Source organism: Vibrio breoganii (genome assembly GCF_001677275.1).
Lineage (GTDB): Bacteria > Pseudomonadota > Gammaproteobacteria > Enterobacterales > Vibrionaceae > Vibrio > Vibrio breoganii.
Window position 1 is genome coordinate 750,777 of record NZ_CP016177.1, and the last position, 18,649, is coordinate 769,425.

General features: G+C 43.1%; 9 protein-coding genes. 8 read left to right on the forward strand and 1 reads right to left on the reverse strand.

What is annotated here, in order from left to right; genetic code table 11:
* The first annotated feature begins 13 nt into the window (after window positions 1-13).
* From A6E01_RS03610 to A6E01_RS03635, 6 genes are all read left to right on the forward strand, one after another.
* Window positions 14-1,717, forward strand: coding sequence for a solute:sodium symporter family transporter (locus tag A6E01_RS03610; RefSeq protein ID WP_017027100.1), 1,704 nt, complete (start codon window positions 14-16; stop codon window positions 1,715-1,717).
* A 638-nt stretch (window positions 1,718-2,355) separates the two neighbouring features.
* The gene (locus A6E01_RS03615; protein WP_017031118.1) at window positions 2,356-5,010 is read left to right on the forward strand and encodes a beta-N-acetylhexosaminidase; all 2,655 of its coding nucleotides are present in this window, start codon (window positions 2,356-2,358) and stop codon (window positions 5,008-5,010) included.
* Window positions 5,011-6,565: 1,555 nt separating this feature from the next.
* Entirely contained in the window at window positions 6,566-7,687 is a 1,122-nt protein-coding gene (locus A6E01_RS03620) for a porin (protein WP_017031117.1), read from the forward strand.
* Between the two features lie 64 nt (window positions 7,688-7,751).
* Window positions 7,752-8,375: a YccT family protein gene (locus tag A6E01_RS03625; protein WP_017031116.1), complete on the forward strand. Its 624-nt coding sequence runs from the start codon at window positions 7,752-7,754 to the stop codon at window positions 8,373-8,375.
* A 103-nt stretch (window positions 8,376-8,478) separates the two neighbouring features.
* Window positions 8,479-8,850: a DUF2799 domain-containing protein gene (locus A6E01_RS03630; RefSeq protein ID WP_017027453.1), complete on the forward strand. Its 372-nt coding sequence runs from the start codon at window positions 8,479-8,481 to the stop codon at window positions 8,848-8,850.
* A gap of 616 nt (window positions 8,851-9,466) precedes the next feature.
* The gene (locus A6E01_RS03635) at window positions 9,467-10,159 is read left to right on the forward strand and encodes an oligogalacturonate-specific porin KdgM family protein (protein WP_017027454.1); all 693 of its coding nucleotides are present in this window, start codon (window positions 9,467-9,469) and stop codon (window positions 10,157-10,159) included.
* 106 nt (window positions 10,160-10,265) lie between these two features.
* On the opposite strand, the gene A6E01_RS03640 is transcribed toward A6E01_RS03635, so the two are convergent.
* On the reverse strand, window positions 10,266-11,090 hold the full coding sequence (locus A6E01_RS03640) for a DUF2797 domain-containing protein (RefSeq protein ID WP_017027455.1): 825 nt from the start codon (window positions 11,088-11,090) through the stop codon (window positions 10,266-10,268).
* 627 nt (window positions 11,091-11,717) lie between these two features.
* Between A6E01_RS03640 and gltX the strand changes: the two genes are divergently transcribed.
* Both gltX and A6E01_RS03650 read left to right on the forward strand, forming a co-directional pair.
* Window positions 11,718-13,145: a glutamate--tRNA ligase gene (gltX, locus tag A6E01_RS03645; protein ID WP_017027456.1), complete on the forward strand. Its 1,428-nt coding sequence runs from the start codon at window positions 11,718-11,720 to the stop codon at window positions 13,143-13,145.
* An 82-nt stretch (window positions 13,146-13,227) separates the two neighbouring features.
* Window positions 13,228-18,648: an ATP-binding protein gene (locus tag A6E01_RS03650; protein WP_237334490.1), complete on the forward strand. Its 5,421-nt coding sequence runs from the start codon at window positions 13,228-13,230 to the stop codon at window positions 18,646-18,648.
* Window position 18,649: the final 1 nt, after the last annotated feature.

An 18,649-nucleotide genomic window follows, 5' to 3' on the forward strand; every position in this document is an offset into this window, starting at 1 on the left:
AAAGGAAAATAAAATGTCTATAACGGTATTGCTATCGTTCTTTCTGTTTACTGGGTTTGTGGTGGCTTACACCTATAACAAAGTAAAGAATGACAAGAACACCTCACAAGACGGCTTCTTTCTTGGCGGAAGAAGCCTAACTGGTGGCTTGATTGCGAGCTCACTTATTTTGACTAACCTTAGTGCAACGAGTTTCGTTGGTATGAGCGCACAAGCTTACACCCACAACATGAGTGTTATGGGATGGGAAGTGGCCTCTGGTGTGACGCTCGTTATCATCGCTTTGATGCTCGTGCCACGCTATTTGAAGCAAGGTATTACCACCATTCCTGATTTTCTGGAAAGTCGCTACGACCTTTCTGTGAAGAAGTTTGTTACGCTACTTTTCCTTTGTCAGTACGTGATCAACATTTTGCCGACAACTCTTTATGCAGGTGCTGTGGTACTGGGTGAAATCTTTGATGTTCAGGCTCTATTGGGCATCTCTGAATTCAGTTCTATCGCTCTGATTGCGGCCACCATAGGACTACTGGGTTTCTTCTATGCTATCTATGGTGGTTTAAAGGCGGTGGTTATCGCTGATACTATCAATGGTGTTGGCCTGATTATTGGCGGCCTAATGATCCCTGTATTTGGACTTATGGTATTAGGTGGCGGTAGCTTCGGTGCAGGATTGGATACTTTGCTAACAGCTGCTCCTGAGAAGCTTCAATCTGTGGGTACTTCAACGGATCCACTGCCGTTCTCGACACTATTTACGGGTTTGTTGCTGGTGAACCTTTACTACTGGGGTACAGATCAGTCTATTATCCAACGTGCTCTTGGCGCAAAGAATCTAAAAGAAGGTCAGAAAGGCGTTATCCTTGCGGGTGCGATTAAGGTTATTTCTCCTCTATTTCTTATCATCCCTGGAATTATCGCATTCCATATCTTTGGAGCGGATGCGGGTAATCCAGATACCATGTACACGCGTTTGGTTAATGAGGTTCTGCCTAAACCACTGGTTGGCTTCTTTGTTGCAGTGATGTTTGGTGCCATCCTAAGTACCTTCAATGGTGTATTGAACAGCTCAACGACCTTATTTGCTCTTAATGTGTATAAGCCTTTATTTGGTAAAGGAAAGAGTGATGAAGAGTTGGTGAGTAAGGGTCGCATCTTTGGTGTTATTATTGCGATAATCTCTGTATGTATTGCACCTTTCATCATGTATGCACCAGAAGGCTTGTTTCAATATCTACAAATGGTTGCGGGATTCTTTAGTGTGCCTATCTTTACCATTGTGTTTGTGGGATACATCTCTAAGCGTGTACCCGCTATTGCAGCCAAGATTGCTTTGACAGTATTCGTATTGTCTTACGCGGCAATGCAGCTAGTGTTTGATACGCCGATTCACTTCCTACACCAATTGGCTATCTTGTTTGTAGTGTGTACGGCTCTGATGTTCATCATTGGTCACTTTATGCCTCGTGAGACCGAGTATGTGATGCCAATAAATGAGAATATTGATGTTACACCATGGGCATTCCGCTTTGAGGCGTCAGCCATTATCTTGTACATGGTTCTAGGTGCTTATGTGATGTTCTCTGATGTCGGCTTTGTTTCTAATGACCCAACAGTAATGCAAGTCTATGGATTCTGTGGATTGATTATGCTTGCAGGAATCGCCTTCCGCTTACTAAGACGTAAGGCAAAAAACAAAACAGTGGCATGTGCCTAGCTGAGTAAAGTACAACCACATAGATACGTTCTAAAAGCCCTTGCTTTAACCTTCATTACTCAATGGATGGATTAAGCAGGGGCTTTTTGCTATGCGCTTTAAATGCTTTAAATATCAAGTATGTTATTTTTAGTTGGAAAATTAGTTGCTGATCACATTACTGTCTTCTGGAGTAAGGTGCATGCCATTTTTGTGGCTGAATAATACAGCTATCAGCGTAATACTTATAAAGTGAGTTCTTCTTTCTTTCCACTAATCCCACCTTAATCCCTTGCTATGATTAGCTTCTGGCTTTACCTATCTCAATCTAAGCTGGTTGTTTCACTCGCTGAGCAGAAAAACAACAATCGTCGTTAAGATCTAAAAAAACACCATTTTGACGTTTTTGACGAGCAGTGGTGATAATCACACTTTCAATATAAAAATACCTCAACGCAGCCTAGGTATTGAGTGTTAATTAAAGTGTTTATTGGTATTTAATTCATATAAAACAATAAGTTAAATCAACTCCCTTCCGTTTTTACTCCTATTTGACCTTGACTTACTAAATTTGCAATGCGAATTAACGCGTTTTAGATTATATGCAGACCTACTCATTAGCTGATTTAGAAAAATTAAAATACCAATAGGGACTTATCATGTTGAAAAAGAGTTTGATTGCTACCTCTGTAATAACCGTACTGGCTGGGTGTTCTTCAATGCAGAACTCACCACAGAATACCGTTGACCTGCTTGCTAACAATCTAGACATCAAATATGAAGTATTAACTAACCACGGTGCGGATGAAGGCTTGAAATGCCAAGATCTAGGCGCAGAGTGGGCTTCATGTAACCAAGTTAAAATGACGCTAACCAACGATGGTGAAGCGGTGGATTCAAACGACTGGACTATATACTTCCACAGCATCCGTTTGATTCTAGATGTCGATAATGAGCAGTTTAAGATTACTCGAGTGACTGGCGATCTACATAAACTTGAGCCAACAGATAAGTTTGAAGGATTTAAGGCGGGTGAGAGTGTTGACCTAACCTTTATTGGCGAATACTGGCAATTGTTTGAAACTGACTTCATGCCGGGCGCATTCGTTGCAGCTGATGGTGCGGAGCCGAAGCAAATCGTATCACTGAGCGATGTGGATATGACTGATTTCGTGAGCGGTTTAGAAGGGGACAACCTTAAGCGTACCGCTGGCGACAACAATATCATTGCCACAGCGGCATCACGCTTTGATAAAAACAGCGATGTAGCACTAGAAGACGTTACGACAGCCATTATTCCTGCACCGTCTTTCTCTCAAGCTAAAGAAGGTTCACTGGATATCTCTGGTGGTCTTAAGCTAGAAAATGCACCATTTGAAGACGCGCAAGTGCAGGCTCTTGAGAGCCGAGCTGAACTACTAGGTGTTAACTTAGCGGGTACGACACCCGTTCAGATCGCAATTACTCCTGAAGAGTTCAAAGCAGAACATGCTAAATCTGGTGCTTACTCTCTAAACATTGAGCAAGATGGTATTGAGATTAAAGCCTTCGATAATGCGGGTGCGTTCTACGCGATGCAGTCTGTTTTCGCATTGGTAAACCTAGATGCACCCACTGAGCTACCTCAGGTTGAAATCAAAGATGCACCACGCTTTGACTACCGCGGTGTTATGGTCGATGTAGCGCGTAACTTCCATACTAAAGAAGCGATTTTATCGACCATCGACCAGCTAGCCGCTTACAAAATGAATAAACTCCACCTTCACTTAACTGATGATGAAGGTTGGCGTCTAGAGATCCCAGGATTACCAGAGCTTACAGAGATCGGTGCGAAGCGTTGTTTCGATTTGGATGAAAAATCGTGCTTACTGCCTCAGCTAGGTTCAGGTTCAACAACGGAAAACTTTGGTACAGGCCACTTTACTCGTGCTGATTACCTAGAAATCTTGAAGTACGCGAAAGCTCGCAACGTTGAAGTGATTCCAGAGATTGATATGCCAGCTCACGCAAGAGCAGCAGTAGTTTCAATGGAAGCTCGTTACGACCGTTTAATGGCTGAAGGCAATGAAGAAGCGGCTAATGAATATCGCCTAATGGATCCTCAAGATACTTCTAACGTTACTACGATACAGTTCTACGATAAGCAGAGCTTTATCAACCCATGTATCGATTCATCTAAGCGCTTTGTTGACAAGATCATTACTGAAGTTGCAGCCATGCACAATGAAGCAGGTATGCCTCTTACAACATGGCACTTTGGTGGTGATGAGGCGAAGAACATCAAGCTAGGCGCTGGTTTCCAAGACATTAATGCTGAAGAGAAAGTGGCTTGGAAAGGCAACATCGACCTATCTGAGCAAGACTTACCATTTGCTAAGTCTCCTCAATGTCAGGCACTAATTCAAAGTGGCGATGTTGAAGAGTTTGGTCACCTTCCAAGCTACTTTGCAGAAGAAGTTTCAAAAATCGTTGCACAGAAAGGCATTGCAAACTTCCAAGCATGGGAAGATGGCCTGAAATACAGTGAAGGCGCAGATTCATTTGCCACTGAAAACACACGTGTGAACTTCTGGGAAACTCTGTACTGGGGTGGCGCGGCAACTGTTTATGAGTGGGCGAACAAAGGCTACGACATAGTTGCATCAAACCCAGATTACGTTTACATGGATTTCCCATATGAAGTAGACCCGAAAGAGCGCGGCTACTACTGGGCAACTCGTGCAACAGATACACGTAAGATGTTTGCATTTGCTCCGGAAAACATGCCTCAGAACGCAGAAACTTCAGTAGACCGTGATGGAAATGGCTTTACAGCGGCAGGTACGGTTGAACAGGAACGCCCATTCTACGGTATGTCAGCTCAGCTTTGGTCTGAAACAGTACGTACTGATGAGCAGTTTGAGTACATGGTATTCCCTCGCGTTGTTGCAGCAGCAGAGCGTGCTTGGCATGCAGCTGAATGGGAAAACGAATATAAGGTTGGTGTTGAATACTCCCAAGATACAGACCTTGTGAACAAAGATGCACTTCTTGCTGATTGGACTCGTTTTGCCAACGTAATGGGTCAACGTGAACTGGCTAAGATTGAAAAAGCGGGCATTGATTACCGCCTACCAATCCCAGGAGCTGAAATTGTTGATGGCAAGCTTGCTATGAACGTTCAATTCCCAGGTGTAGAGCTTCAGTACTCTGTTGATGGTGAAAAGTGGGTGACATACCAAGATGAACAGCGTCCATCTGTTTCTGGTGATGTATGGATTAAATCAGTTTCCGCTAGCGGTGAAAGGGAGAGTCGAGTAACACAAGTTAAGTAAACTACGTAGGGTTTGTTTATTTCCTCTTGGCCAGCACTAGATGCTGGCCCTTTTTTTGCCTTGAATAAAGTACGCATATTTAAGGTTCAATAACATTAGTTATGCTCGCCATCAGTCGCCACTTGCAGTGTCTGTTGTTTTTAGTCTCTAGCGCATCAAGGGTGTGACATCCTGACTTAGCACCGTCTACTCTTTCCTTTCTACACAACTAACACGAGACTCGTTGTTGCCGAAGTCTTTTATCGGCAATCTTATGAGGTATTTAGATCCCCGATAAGAGCACTCGGGGATGACAGAGCTTAGAAAGTCCGACTCTTCTAACGTATTGATATTAATGTGAAATCCACAATTTAGAGGCCCTAAGGGGTGCTTTGCCAACCCAAGCATAAAACTCACCAAAAGCAGTAGATACTCGAATGTTCCTATCGAGTATCTACTGCTTTTGATATCCCGTAATGTCGCCCCGAGGTTTCCAATAGGGGCTCTAAGAGATGTGTGCTGACCCAAGTACTAAACTCCCCAAAACCCGTCATACTCGAGTGCTTCTATCGAGTATCTACCACTTTTGATATCCCGCAATGTCGCTTCGAGAACTCCAATCGGGGCGCTAAGGGGTGTGTGCTGACCCAAGTACAAAACTCACCGAAACCCGTCATACTCGAGTGCTCCTATCGAGTATCTTCCACTTTTGATATCCCGTAATGTCGCTTCGAGATCTCCAATCGGGGCGTTAAGAGGTGTGTGCTGACCCAAGTACAAAACTCACCGAAACCCGTCATACTCGAGTGCTTCTATCGAGTATCTACTATTTTGGTATTCCACAATGCGAATCCAAGATCTCCGATAGGGGGCTTCAAGAGATGTTTGTCGACCCAAGCACAAAAACTCACCGAAACCCGTCATACTCGAGCGCTTCTATCGAGTATCTACTTTTGAATACCCCGCAATGCAGCTCGTTTTCACTAGGGCTCACTACTTCAAAACAAAGCTGAACGAGAGTGTATCTGCTACAGTTCTTGGCCAAATCTTATAACCACTCTCTTTTGCTAAGGTTTCTTGAGCGAAAATACACCTATTTTTACCTTCACATCCCTCCCAAGATACTCAACTTAATTCACATTCTTAATTTAGATTGTGTGGTTTGCCGTTAAAAATGATTTAACGGAAGGTTTGGAATCTCTATATGCAGTCCTTTCAATTGCTTAGCTTAAACTTAGATCACATTTTCTGTGATTATTTTGAACTTCTGTAATTTGAAATCTAAATCCAGTATGACCCACTTCAACTTTTTCTTGTGATTCAGAGTTGAAAGTCGTCTTATCATGAAGGTTTTTTTCGATGTAAATGGAATTTGACGATTTTGACGTATCGTAACTGACTGAAATTATTGAATTAATTATCTTTAGGTTTTTTGATAGTGAACTTGCTCAAACAAATCCCTCACACTTATTTCGTGTTTGAAAAAATCTGTAAGAATTATCCCAGTAAACAAAAACGGCACCGGAAGTGCTGATTACTCAAATAAAATAATTTATAAAATACAAGGGGTTCCTTCATGTCTCTGTTCAAAAAGTCTTTAGTAGCGGTCGCGTTATCCAGTCTTTCTCTAAGTGGTGCAGCACTAGCTGCGGGTATCCAAGGTGAGAATGCCGCAGAAAATTTCTTAACAAAGAGTGATTTTTCATATGAGGTTTACGGCATCATCGCTTTGCAAGCAGCATACCGTGACTACGATAGTGGTGATTCAGCTACAGACGACAACTTAAGTGGCATGCAGTTGAACAACGAATCCCGTATCGGTTTTCGTGGCAAGAAGCAATTCAAGAACTTTGGTCCAACATTCTTGTGGCAAATTGAAGGTGGTTATGTAGATCCGAGCTTTGGTGGTTCAGGTGCTGGTCTTGGTGAGCGTGATACCTTCGTTGGTTTTGAAAGTGAAGGCATGGGTCAAGTTCGTTTAGGTCGTGTTTTGACTCCTATTTACGAGCTGATTGACTGGCCAGCATCTAACCCTGGTTTGGGTGATGTATACGACTGGGGTGGTTCAATTGGTGGTGCAAAATACCAAGACCGTCAATCAAACACCATTCGCTGGGATACTCCAAAATATTTTGATGCGTTATCTTTTGATCTAGCGGCAGGTGCGGGTGATGAGGCTGCGCTCGGTGCAGGTGACGATTACTGGTTTGGCGGTGCTGCACACTACAACGTGGGACCTTTCCAATTTGACCTAGCGTATGAGCGAAATGATAAGTTCAAATCTGAAGGTGCAGTGTGGACGAACGATACTTACCTAGCTGGCATTCAAGCATGGTTTGAGAATGGTATTTCATTCTTCGCTCAGTACAAGCACATGGAAGCATCAACAGACACTGGCATTGATGAATCACAAGGCGCTATGTCTACAGGTCTTATCTACACCACGGGTGATTGGCAGTACAAGCTAGCTTATGCAATGAACTTCGAGCTTGAGCGTGATGGACAAACTATCGACAACTCAGACGATAACGTAATCTCTGGTCAGATTCTGTACTTTGTTGACCCATCAGCGGTTCTGTATGCACGTGCACGTACTCTAGACTTTGGTGATAAAGTGGTAGCAACGGATACTACGGACCTTCGTTGGAAGTCTGAAGACTTCATGGAATTCTCAGTAGGTGTTGAATACTACTTCTAATTCAGTCAATTTAATAAGGGCGCCTCGCGCCCTTTTTGTATTTAAATTTATAGGAATTATTTTTATGAAAAAGTCTTGTTTAGCCTTGGTGACTGGCCTTTTAATCAGCTCTAGCGCATTTGCTGACAGCTTTCTTTCTTTTCAAACTGAGATAGTTCCTCAGGTCGTTAATAATAAAGCGGTCGATAACGGTATCTTTACCGATATTGACCAAATAAAAATCGTTGAAGGTAGTAACCAAATTGGCGTAACTGTGGGTCAAATAGTATTTGAAGACGCGAAACGTCGTAAGTTTGATTCAAGCCTGATGTTGATGACGTTTAATGCCGACGATGAAGACAGTTACCAGTTATCTTACAAAAAGATGCGAACAATGGAAGAGGCCAATAAGTTTGATAGATCTCCCGAGTTTACTTTGACTGATGGTTCGGGTGAGCCGGTAGACTTTGAATTAGTGGTGTTACCAAAAAGTGGTTTTCAAGGCTTCAACGACTACGAAAAACAAGTGGTTTCGTATAATAAATTAGTTAAAAACGGCACAGCTTCAGCAACGGCAGCTGTCGCGGTTTCTGCTGCACCAACCACTGACGGTGTTGAGGTATCTGAGGGCATTAAGGCTCAGTTCTCTAATCTTTCTCGAGATGAGCAACAGCAGTTCATGCAATGGGCAATGCAAAACCTTAAATAGAAAAAGTTCTTTCTCGTCTGAAATTTAATCTGCAGTTTCTCTTTCTACCGTATAGAGGGTGGTCAATGGGTAGACATCACTTTGGTGATTGAGAGAGGAACTTATGAGATTACTATTAACGGCTGTATTTGCCAGTCTACTGACAGCATGTGCAGCGACGCCATCTAACTCTTCTTGGCAAGAGATCGGGTATAAGCAAGGTGCTAAAGGGTTGCCGATGCAAACCACTGCCAATCTAGAGCAACGCTTTGACCTTGATATGGTGAAAGAGGGTGAGTACACAGAATACCTTGCTGGCTTTGAACAAGGTAAGCAGAAGTTTTGTAACCCAGTTCAAGCATATGAGTACGGAACATGGGGCAATAGATACAAGGGTCAATGCAGCGGACTCCCTGAAGAGGCATTGATCGCTGAGCAGATGAAGTTAGGTTACGAAAGATACATATTTAGTGATAGCGAAGGCTACTACCCTTAACATTACTTCAAAGTTTTAAGGCTCCTTGATACTTTTCATGTTGAGTATCTAGGGGCTTTATTTTTGTCATGAAAATACTCTGTATTTCACACCAAAGCCAACCAACTTAACGCCCTATCAATTTTTATAAGCAGTAAAAGTACGACTACTTTACGTGACTCTTGTCACCCTTTTCTGATTATGTCCAGATTATTGCTTCAATTTATCTAAATCTACTTTGACTCAAGTCCCATTCAACCTATCCATATTCGATTGACATCGTGATCATAGTCACCTTTTGTATTTGTTGTTGAATTCTCTACAAAATTTACATTTTCACTAACTTGTTGTTTTTAGTGGTTTAATTAACTTTTATTTTTTTTATAAGACATGTTGATGTGATATATGTCGCACTGTCGATAGCTTTATTTTTCTTTGCGAATTAACTGAAGCAGGATGCATCCAAGTCATGGAGACATTGTAGCTACTGAAATCGAACTCGAATTCGAAAGTGCAGTACTACTGAAGCTGAAAAGGATTTGTTCTTGGTTCTAGAAGGGTTGCCAAGAAAATCATTAGAAGAGCTTGTGAATTGAAGCTCTCAATAAATTCTAGTTTGACAAATGTAGGTATAAACATGAAAAAAGTTATCGGGTTAAGTGCACTGGCATTGGCTGTTTCTTCTCCAGCATTCGCATCTTCTTACGTTACAGGTAATGTTCAGTTTCACGATGACGGTCGTATCCACGGCTCAAAATCAACTTCGACACTAGAAGCGGGGCATACTTTTGAAAACAGTTTAGGCGGCCTGACTCTTTACACTGAGTTTGACGGCATTCAACTTGGTGAGATTGTTACTGAAAATGGTGGTGCAGGTAATACTACTCCTGCTATCACTGTTGGTGGTGAGCAATCATTTAACCTAACCGATCACCTATGGGTTGCTGCTGGCTACCAGCATTTGATTTCTGCGGGTGAGTCTATTCAGTACCGCCCATTAATTAAGATTGGCTACAACTTCGATAACGGCCTTTCTATTAGCAACCGTACTCGTGCTCATATTGATGCAACTGATGCCGATGCTGATACAGATTACCGCATGGACAACCGCATTGCTTACGATTTTGCGGACATGGATCTGGCTCTAAGCTACAACAACGTTTACATGATTGAAGGCGAGACAATGGATCACGAGATCCGTGCAACTTGGACACGCAATGGTGTTCAGCCTTACTTCGAGTTCCGTAGTCAAGCAAATGGTCTAGATAATGCTCAAGGTGACAGCTTGACGAACAATGCCTTCGTATTTGGTGCTTCTTACGGCTTCTAAGGGTTATTTCCTCATAGGGCGTTTACCTTTTTTGCCCAGTAAACACAAGGAAGGGTGTTAATTGTTTGATTTGCCGAGCTGGATTGTCAGCTCGGCTTTTTTGTTTTTAATACTCAGCGGTGATCTCGTAGGAAGTGAATTTACGCAGGTTAATCACACCGGTATCGAAGTATAAGTACTGACCCTTGATGCCAAGTAGAGTGCCACCTAAACGTGGTGTTTTATCAAAGTTCAAGGAACTGATCTTGGTTGGGTACTCGGTCACAGGGTAGTCAATCTCAACAACGTCAGCATCTAGGCGTTCAATTGCGTCTGCACCGAACCTAAGCTGAAGCTCTGATAGCTTTTCTTCTATCTGAGGAATCAACTCTTGGGAGCGTTGCTTCAGGTCTATGCTGTCTGCTTTGCCTTTTAGCATGTTGCGCCAATTGGTTTTATCAGAGATAAACGCTTTTAATGCCGTTTCTACCAAACCCGACTGAAGGCGAGAACTGACCTTGAAAATCGGTAGGGCTTGGTTGGCTCCCTGGTCTATCCAGCGAGTAGGTATTTGTGTATGACGAGTAATACCGACCTTTATCGCAGTAGTATTGGCCAAATAAACGTAGTGGGGCACAAAGCAATTGTCTTCGCCCCATTGGGGTTCTCGACAGGTGCCTTTATCAAAATGGCAGGTTTCCGGTTTCATTATGCACATGTCGCATTTAGCAAGCTTGGTCATGCAAGGGTAGCAAAACCCTTGAGAATAACTTTTCTTGGTTTTCTTGCCGCACTCTTGGCAATGGATGTTGCCTGAATGTTCTAAAGTGAGCGGCTTACCAATCAAGGGCATAAGATCAAGCAACTGATCATCTAGTGGTAATTGATAGGTGACTTGTCCATCTTGTAGAGCGGAGGTCATCTTGCGGATATGGCCAGTTATTTGAGTCATGCTTTGCGTATTCCTTTGTATTTCGCAACCGTTCGTTAGTATACCTAACAAAATTGTGACTGTGCTCGTAAAGTTGTTTATAGCGAATCGAGGTATTTTAATTACTGATTTAGTTACCTTTTGTTGCAGGTGCTTACATATTACAACTGTAAGCCATTTGCAATAAGTGTGATCTAGATCTCTTTTGGTCTATTAATATTGCAATCTGTCATAATACTGAAACATTAATGTTGTTAAGGGGCGTTAGATGGCGCATATTGAAAGGGTGTTAAACATTATCAAGGAAAGCTTATGCATCACCTATCTATGATTGAACATTCTGAATTTGGTCTTATCAGCCGTATCGCTCTATTTTCATTGGTCTCACTGATCTGCGTAGTAAGTTTCATATTATGAATACTCTAAGCTAGGGGAGTATCTGCAAAGCTACATCGGTTATGCCAAATACTCCCCGCCCCCGCGTCATTTCACTATCTTAATTTTTGCTCTAAATCACCTTGCTTAAGGCTTACTCTGCCCCTCTTTAACTAGTTTCAGCTGGATCTCGTTGTACATTTGTACTTCGGTGCTAAAATAGCGACAAATTTTACGCTTATCCAAGCGACTGGACTGTTAAAGGTAAATTCAATGACGGTAAAAACTCGTTTTGCCCCAAGCCCAACTGGCTTCCTACACGTAGGCGGTGCTCGTACTGCACTTTATTCTTGGCTTTACGCTAAAAACCAAGGCGGTGAATTTGTACTGCGTATCGAAGACACTGACCTAGAACGTAACTCTCAAGAAGCAGTAGACGCTATCCTTGAGGGGATGCAGTGGATGGGACTGGATTGGGATGAAGGTCCGTACTTCCAATCTAAACGATTTGACCGCTACAACGAGTGTATCGACCAACTACTAGCAGAAGACAAAGCGTACAAATGCTATGCGTCTAAAGAGTTGCTTGAAGAGATTCGCGCAGAACAAGAAGCCAATAAAGAAGCACCTCGCTACGATGCCAATCACCCTAAAGTTGTTGCGGCAAATGCCCAAGCTAAAGATGGTGACGATTATGTAGTTCGCTTCCGCAACCCGAAAGAGGGTAGCGTAGTATTTGAAGACCAGATTCGTGGTCGTATTGAAATTGGTAATGACCAGATGGATGACCTTATCATTCGTCGTACCGATGGCGCGCCAACATACAACTTCGTAGTTGTAGTGGATGACTGGGATATGGGTATTACCCACGTAGTTCGTGGTGAAGACCATATCAACAATACGCCTCGTCAGATCAACATCTACAAAGCATTAAATGCGCCAGTTCCTACCTTTGCACACTGTGCAATGATTCTAGGTGACGATGGTGCAAAACTGTCTAAGCGTCATGGCGCTGTATCAGTAATGCAATACCGCGATGAAGGTTACTTGCCGAATGCTCTAAACAACTACCTAGTTCGCCTAGGTTGGTCTCACGGCGACCAAGAGATCTTCTCAAAAGAAGAGATGATTGAGTTCTTTAGCCTGAATGCTATCTCTAAATCAGCCTCTGCGTTCAATACAGACAAGCTGTTGTGGCTAAACAACCACTACATCAAGACTTCAGAGCCTGAGTACGTTGCTAAGCACCTACAATGGCATTTGGATCAGCAAAACCTAAACACAGACAACGGTCCTGCTATTACTGAAGTGATCACATTGGTTGGTGAGCGTTGCAATACACTTGTTGAGCTAGCTGAGCAAGTTCGTTACTTCTATGAAGACTTTAGCGAGTTTGAAGCGGGCGCTGCTAAGAAGCATCTGCGCGGCGTAGCAAAAGGTCCTCTAGAATTGGCACTGGCTAAAGCTGAAGCACTGACAGATTGGTCTACTGACGCGATCAAAGATGGCGTGATCAAAGCCGTTTGTGACGAGCTAGAGATCGGCATGGGCAAAATCGGCATGCCACTGCGCGTTGCGGTTACCGGTGGCGGTCAATCTCCATCTGTAGATGCTGTCATGGAGTTGATTGGCAAAGAGCGTGTTATTGCTCGTATCAAGCTTGCGCTTGAGTTCATCGCACAACGCGAGGCAAATGCTTAATTAGCTGAGTCACACTCTAAGCAAACTGATTTAATCAAACCGCTAACTTTCAGTAAGTTAGCGGTTTTTTTGTATTATAGTTATGGGACTGTCTTTGTCTCGCTATGGTGCCTTCTTGAAATCTCGTGCTATTCCTCTTTTTGATACCCTTAGGTTTTTAATACCGTTGCTGTTCGGCTTGCTGTTTTCAACGCTTGGTCTTGCTGATATCGAACTGACTGAAGAGGAGAAGGCTTGGCTTAGAGAGGGACAAAAAGTTCAGGTTGCGGTATTTGAAAGTCATCACCCTTTTATGTTTACGAATAATCGGGGCGAGTTTGCCGGTATAGTTAATGATTACCTTCAATACATAGAAAAAGAGACGGATATAGATTTTATAGAAGTCCCTATAGTTACCCTTGAAGAAGGCTACCAAGGCATAGAGGATGGCAGCTTAGACTTGTATCCAATGACCTTTGATTTTTCAGGGTCACAGATTGCTCTCAATTACTCAGAGCCATACCTCCCATATCATTATTTTGTATTTACCAACATTAACGATACCTTTGAACCAAAATTGACGCCCAATTCTGAAATACTGCCCAAGCTTGCTGTCATTAAAGGAAGTGCGGTTGACCGATTCCTCCATACTCAAGAGAGCAACTTAGAGGCAGTTTACTTTCAAAGTGATAGAGAAGCGCTTAAGGCACTGGATACAGGACTGGTTGATGCTTTTGTGGGTGAAAAAGTTTCCTCTCAAGGACTGATTAAAGGGCTCCACCTCAAAAACGTCAAAGAACTAAGACCGGTAAGAGCGCTTTATGGCTTGCGACTGCAAATGGCCACCAATCCCAAAGCTACTCAGTTATTGTCGATTATAAATAAGACATTGAAGAGTATGCCCTATGATATTCAAAACGGCATTATGGCGCATTGGTATGATAATGAGCCGCATAAAAATCGACTAAATGGCTATACCTACTTCAATCGTGTCCCCTATATGTACACCTCGGACTCGGCAGTTGGACTAGAGTTTTCTATCTTGCAACACCTGTTTGAGTCCATGGGTTACGAGGCAGGTAATTTATTAGCTGGAAGCCAAGATTTTAATTATGCCAAAAAGTTGGTAGCCGACGACCTTGATTTTGTATCAACTCAAATCGTCGATAGTTGGGTAGTGCAAAATCAAACGCAGGGAGACCTGTTTTACTCTGATCCTTATTTAGTTCAAGAGTACCGACTGGTTTCTCGTTTGGGTGAGCGTATAGCGTTAGATGGTCAAGTACCCAAGATAGTAGGGAGTATTGTAAGTAGAGATGATGTGGTCGTTGCCCATGCTATCAAAATGCTTGGAGAGCGCTTTGGCCGAGGGGTCGATAAGGAGTTTATTGATTTAACTCGCGCTTTAGAGGCGCTTGACGAAGGAGAAGTGGATTTTCTGCTGCTCGATTCAAGGCAACTGTCCGTTCATTTGAGCCGTCTGAATCAAGAATTGAGCGTCAATATTACTCATGATCAAAGCACTCGCTTTAGAGTTCCGCTGACGATTGCTTTTCGTGATCCAGTGCTTCGCGACAAGTTTAATGCTGAGATCAGTATTTTTGCCCGCAGTGCGAAGTACCGCCGCTTAGAAAAGCTGTACGAGAATGCATCATTTCGCTCCAAGGCTCAAAGTGGTGAATTGATGGTAGAAATCGTAGCTTACTTGATATCCGTAGATAGGGATGAGCTCATTGATAAGGTGTTTGAGGCATTTAATTTCTCTAGTGGATTCGAGGCGATTAGCCTTCAATTGGGCGACAACCCTAACAATGTGAGAAATTATTCTACGAATAAAGGCCGGATGGTAAAGGTTGATAACTTTAGCCGTCAGGGGTTGATACATTTAACTATGCCATTAATACAAGAAGACGGCATAGAGCAGGTTAACCTTGGTGAGTTAACCATTTATTCAGAGCTGACAAATAGCACCTCATTTGACCAAAACTACATCCCTCCATTAAGTGTCTTTGAGGGGTTCAGCGCAGCCGATTATCAGAATATTCGTGAAATTTACCAGCGCTCTAACTTACAGGTATCAACGTTAAATCTATCTCAACAAGAGGTTGAGTGGATCAAAGAGAATCCAGTAATCTCGGTTGGTATCGACCCTGCTGCTTTGCCTTATGAGGGCGTTCAAAATGGTGAATATCGAGGGATTGTTGCCGATGTGCTGAAGGAGATGAGCCATAAAGTTGGCGTTCAATTTGAACCTTACTTGGTTGGCTCTTGGCAAGAAACTGTTGATAAGGTGGAGAGACAGGAATTACCTATGGTTTCCGCCGCCATAGAAAACAAGAGCATGTCGTATGATTACGTGACGACTTTGCCATTATTCACGGATCAACTCGCCGTGGCGGGTAGGACAGGACTTGACTATGGTCATGGCTTGGAAAGCATGGATGGAAAACGGGTCGGAATTCAGCGCGGTGCCTCAAATACTCCAACGCTAATGGACAACTACCCAGAGATTGAGTGGGTGTTAGTGGATAGTTCTGCTATTGGCTTAGAACGATTAGCGAGTGAAAAGTTAGAAGGATATGTGGATACGACTTATGTCATTAACTTCATTTTTAATGAACACTCCTATCGTAATTTGTCCATTGTGGACCGCTTAGATTACAAAGTAACGCCTACCTTTCACACATTAAAGAGCGAGCCGATACTCAGCTCTATTGTCACTAAAGCGGTACGTTCAATCAGCGCTAGCCGAAAACAGCAGATCATAAATAACTGGGCCTCAAGTCGAGTGATAGAGAAGATCGACTATCGAATGATATTGTTGATATCCGGTTTCTCGCTCCTTGTCCTTGTGATTTTTTTCATTTCAAATAGAAGACTAAAGAAGCAGGTGGAGGCGACTACTAAGGCAGAGCAGGAGGCCCTTGCCAGTCGAAATCAACTGTTTGATATCCTCAATACCTCGAGTATTGCGGCAATCATGGTGCAAAATGATCGCATTGTTTACTCCAATACCCGTGCTTTAGAGCAGTTTAAACTAAGCAGCAATGAGTCTTATGGAACACTCATATCACGTGTTTATGCGGATGCGGAGGATAGAGAAAATGTCTATCAGGAGCTTCAAGATAAAGGAAAGATCGTTGATAGGGAGATGGTGTTTCAGCGAGAGGACAACAGTCAGTTTACTGCTTTGTGTAGTTACTACGAGATAGATTATCTAGGTCAGCCGGCCGTGCTTTTCTGGAGCTATGATATTTCAGAGATCAAGGCGTTAAATAAAGAGCTAGCAAACGCTATTGTTGCAGCCAACATTGCCAATCAAACAAAAAGTGACTTCTTGGCTAACATGAGTCACGAGATCCGCACTCCAATGAATGCCATTATCGGCATGTCTTATCTCGCCCTTGAAGGTAACTTGAATAGCAAGGCGCGAAATTATATCAGTAAGGTCCACCAGTCTGCTCAATCTTTATTGTTGATAATCAATGATATATTGGATATTTCTAAGATTGAGTCGGGCAAGTTAGACCTTGAACAGCGCCCTTTTTCTTTAAAGGATACCCTAAGGGATATCGCTAATATTCTGAGCTTTAGAATTTCAGAAAAGAACGTAGATTTCATTTATAACATCGAGCGCTCTATTCCAAGAATGGTGATTGGTGATGAGCTTAGACTGTCACAGGTGTTGATAAACCTAGGTAATAACGCCACCAAATTTACCGATAAGGGTGAGATTCTTATCGGCCTTGAAGCTAAGCCTGTGGATAGCCGAGAAGATCTGTATCGTTATCACTTTTATGTGCAAGACACCGGAATAGGGATTGCAGAAGATAAACTCAACAGCTTATTTGAGTCATTCCAGCAGGCGGACGCATCAACGACACGGGAGTATGGCGGCACAGGGCTAGGTTTGAGTATTAGCCGTCAGATTATTGAGTTAATGGGCGGACGAATATGGATAGAGAGTGAGTTAGGAATAGGGAGTACCTTTCACTTTGAGGTTGAGCTTAAGGTTGCCACAAACGCCAATAGGCTCATTCAAGAAAGGTTGGATAATATCAGTGACTTGAGTGATAAGTCTTTGTGGGTATTGGAGTCTTCCGAAAAGGGGGAACTGGCGTTACGTAATGCCTTGCTCGGCACTGATTTAAACCCAAGAATTTATGATGACTTCTCGAAATTATTAGAAGCGCTGAAAGAAGCGAATCAAGTTCAGTCCATTATCTACGTTTGCGATGTCGGACTCTCAAAAGATGCCTCCATATTTCAATCACAGCTAAGGCAACTCAAAGAGAAAGGACGAGTGATCTTAAGTAGCGCCAATGAAGATAGGACTACTCTCGCCAGAGAAAATGATATCGAAACTTTACCTCGCCCTTGGCTTCCCTTTGAGTTCCTCGCCCAAGTCAGTGGTTTAGAGCTTGATGATGGGAAGCAAGCGACGGGAGAGGACATTGACTATGAGACATTGTTACGCGGAACACGAGTGCTTCTTGTGGAAGATAACGAGCTCAATCAAGAATTGGTTCTTGGACTTGTTGAACCCTTTGATCTTGATATTGATGTGGTAGGGAATGGACAACTGGCTGTAGAAAAGGCCAAGCAGCAACGATATGCGATAATCCTGATGGATATTCAGATGCCCGTGCTTGGCGGCTATCAAGCCACTGAGCAAATTCGAGCGTTCGATAAGCAAACGCCTATCGTGGCAATGACTGCGAATGCGATGGTGGGTGATGAAGAAAAAGCCGCTGCAGTAGGGATGGACGACTACTTGGCGAAACCCATAGAAGTGGCGCGCTTGATGGAAGTACTGGTGCGTGCAGCTCTAAAGGAACAAGGGCTGAGTGATGCAACGCCACAAATAATACAGCCGCAAGTCGCAACGAAAGAATCTGAAGAAGGCATCCTATTTTCTGCTGAGAAAGGGTTACAAACCTGCAATCAAAATAGAGCCTTGCTGTTAAACCTACTTCGCAAATATTTGACTAACTCTTCAGCGCGTATCGATAGCTTTGTTCAAGCGCTAGAAGAGAAAGACTGGGAAACAGCAAAACGAGAAATCCATACAGTTAAAGGTACCTCAGCAAATATCGGTGCCATGGTGCTTACAAGCTTGTGCGTCCGTTATGAACAACAGATGCATTCTAGTTCTCCTGAGTTGACGCATCTGCAGATTGATCGCCTTCGTTCAGTATTGATGGAGACAGAGGTCGCAATAGAAGCGTACCTTCATGATAGCCATGCTTTGGCGTTGTTGACTCAAGGCAGCGAACAAGATGATATAACAGTCTATGCGCAGAGTGTACGTTATGAAGAGTTGTATCCCCATATGAGCGAGCTTAAGGGGCTAGTGGAAAACTATGACCTTCAAGCGACGGATAAAGTACAAGCACTTAGAGAGCAGTATTCACAGACTGAGCTACTACAATTACTCGATGCCATAGAAGGCGCTTTGGCCAGCTATCAGTTTGATGGAGCGTTAAAGGTGCTAAATGATTGGTTCGAGAGTCACAAATCTTAGG

Bases quoted from the DNA above. Each gene is read 5' to 3' on its own strand.
- A6E01_RS03620 (WP_017031117.1), top strand. From the start codon at position 6,566: ATGTCTCTGTTCAAAAAGTCTTTAGTAGCGGTCGCGTTATCCAGTCTT.
- A6E01_RS03635 (WP_017027454.1), top strand. From the start codon at position 9,467: ATGAAAAAAGTTATCGGGTTAAGTGCACTGGCATTGGCTGTTTCTTCT.
- A6E01_RS03615 (WP_017031118.1), top strand. From the start codon at position 2,356: ATGTTGAAAAAGAGTTTGATTGCTACCTCTGTAATAACCGTACTGGCT.
- A6E01_RS03650 (WP_237334490.1), top strand. From the start codon at position 13,228: ATGGGACTGTCTTTGTCTCGCTATGGTGCCTTCTTGAAATCTCGTGCT.
- A6E01_RS03630 (WP_017027453.1), top strand. From the start codon at position 8,479: ATGAGATTACTATTAACGGCTGTATTTGCCAGTCTACTGACAGCATGT.
- A6E01_RS03610 (WP_017027100.1), top strand. From the start codon at position 14: ATGTCTATAACGGTATTGCTATCGTTCTTTCTGTTTACTGGGTTTGTG.
- A6E01_RS03625 (WP_017031116.1), top strand. From the start codon at position 7,752: ATGAAAAAGTCTTGTTTAGCCTTGGTGACTGGCCTTTTAATCAGCTCT.
- A6E01_RS03640 (WP_017027455.1), bottom strand. From the start codon at position 11,090: ATGACTCAAATAACTGGCCATATCCGCAAGATGACCTCCGCTCTACAA.
- gltX (WP_017027456.1), top strand. From the start codon at position 11,718: ATGACGGTAAAAACTCGTTTTGCCCCAAGCCCAACTGGCTTCCTACAC.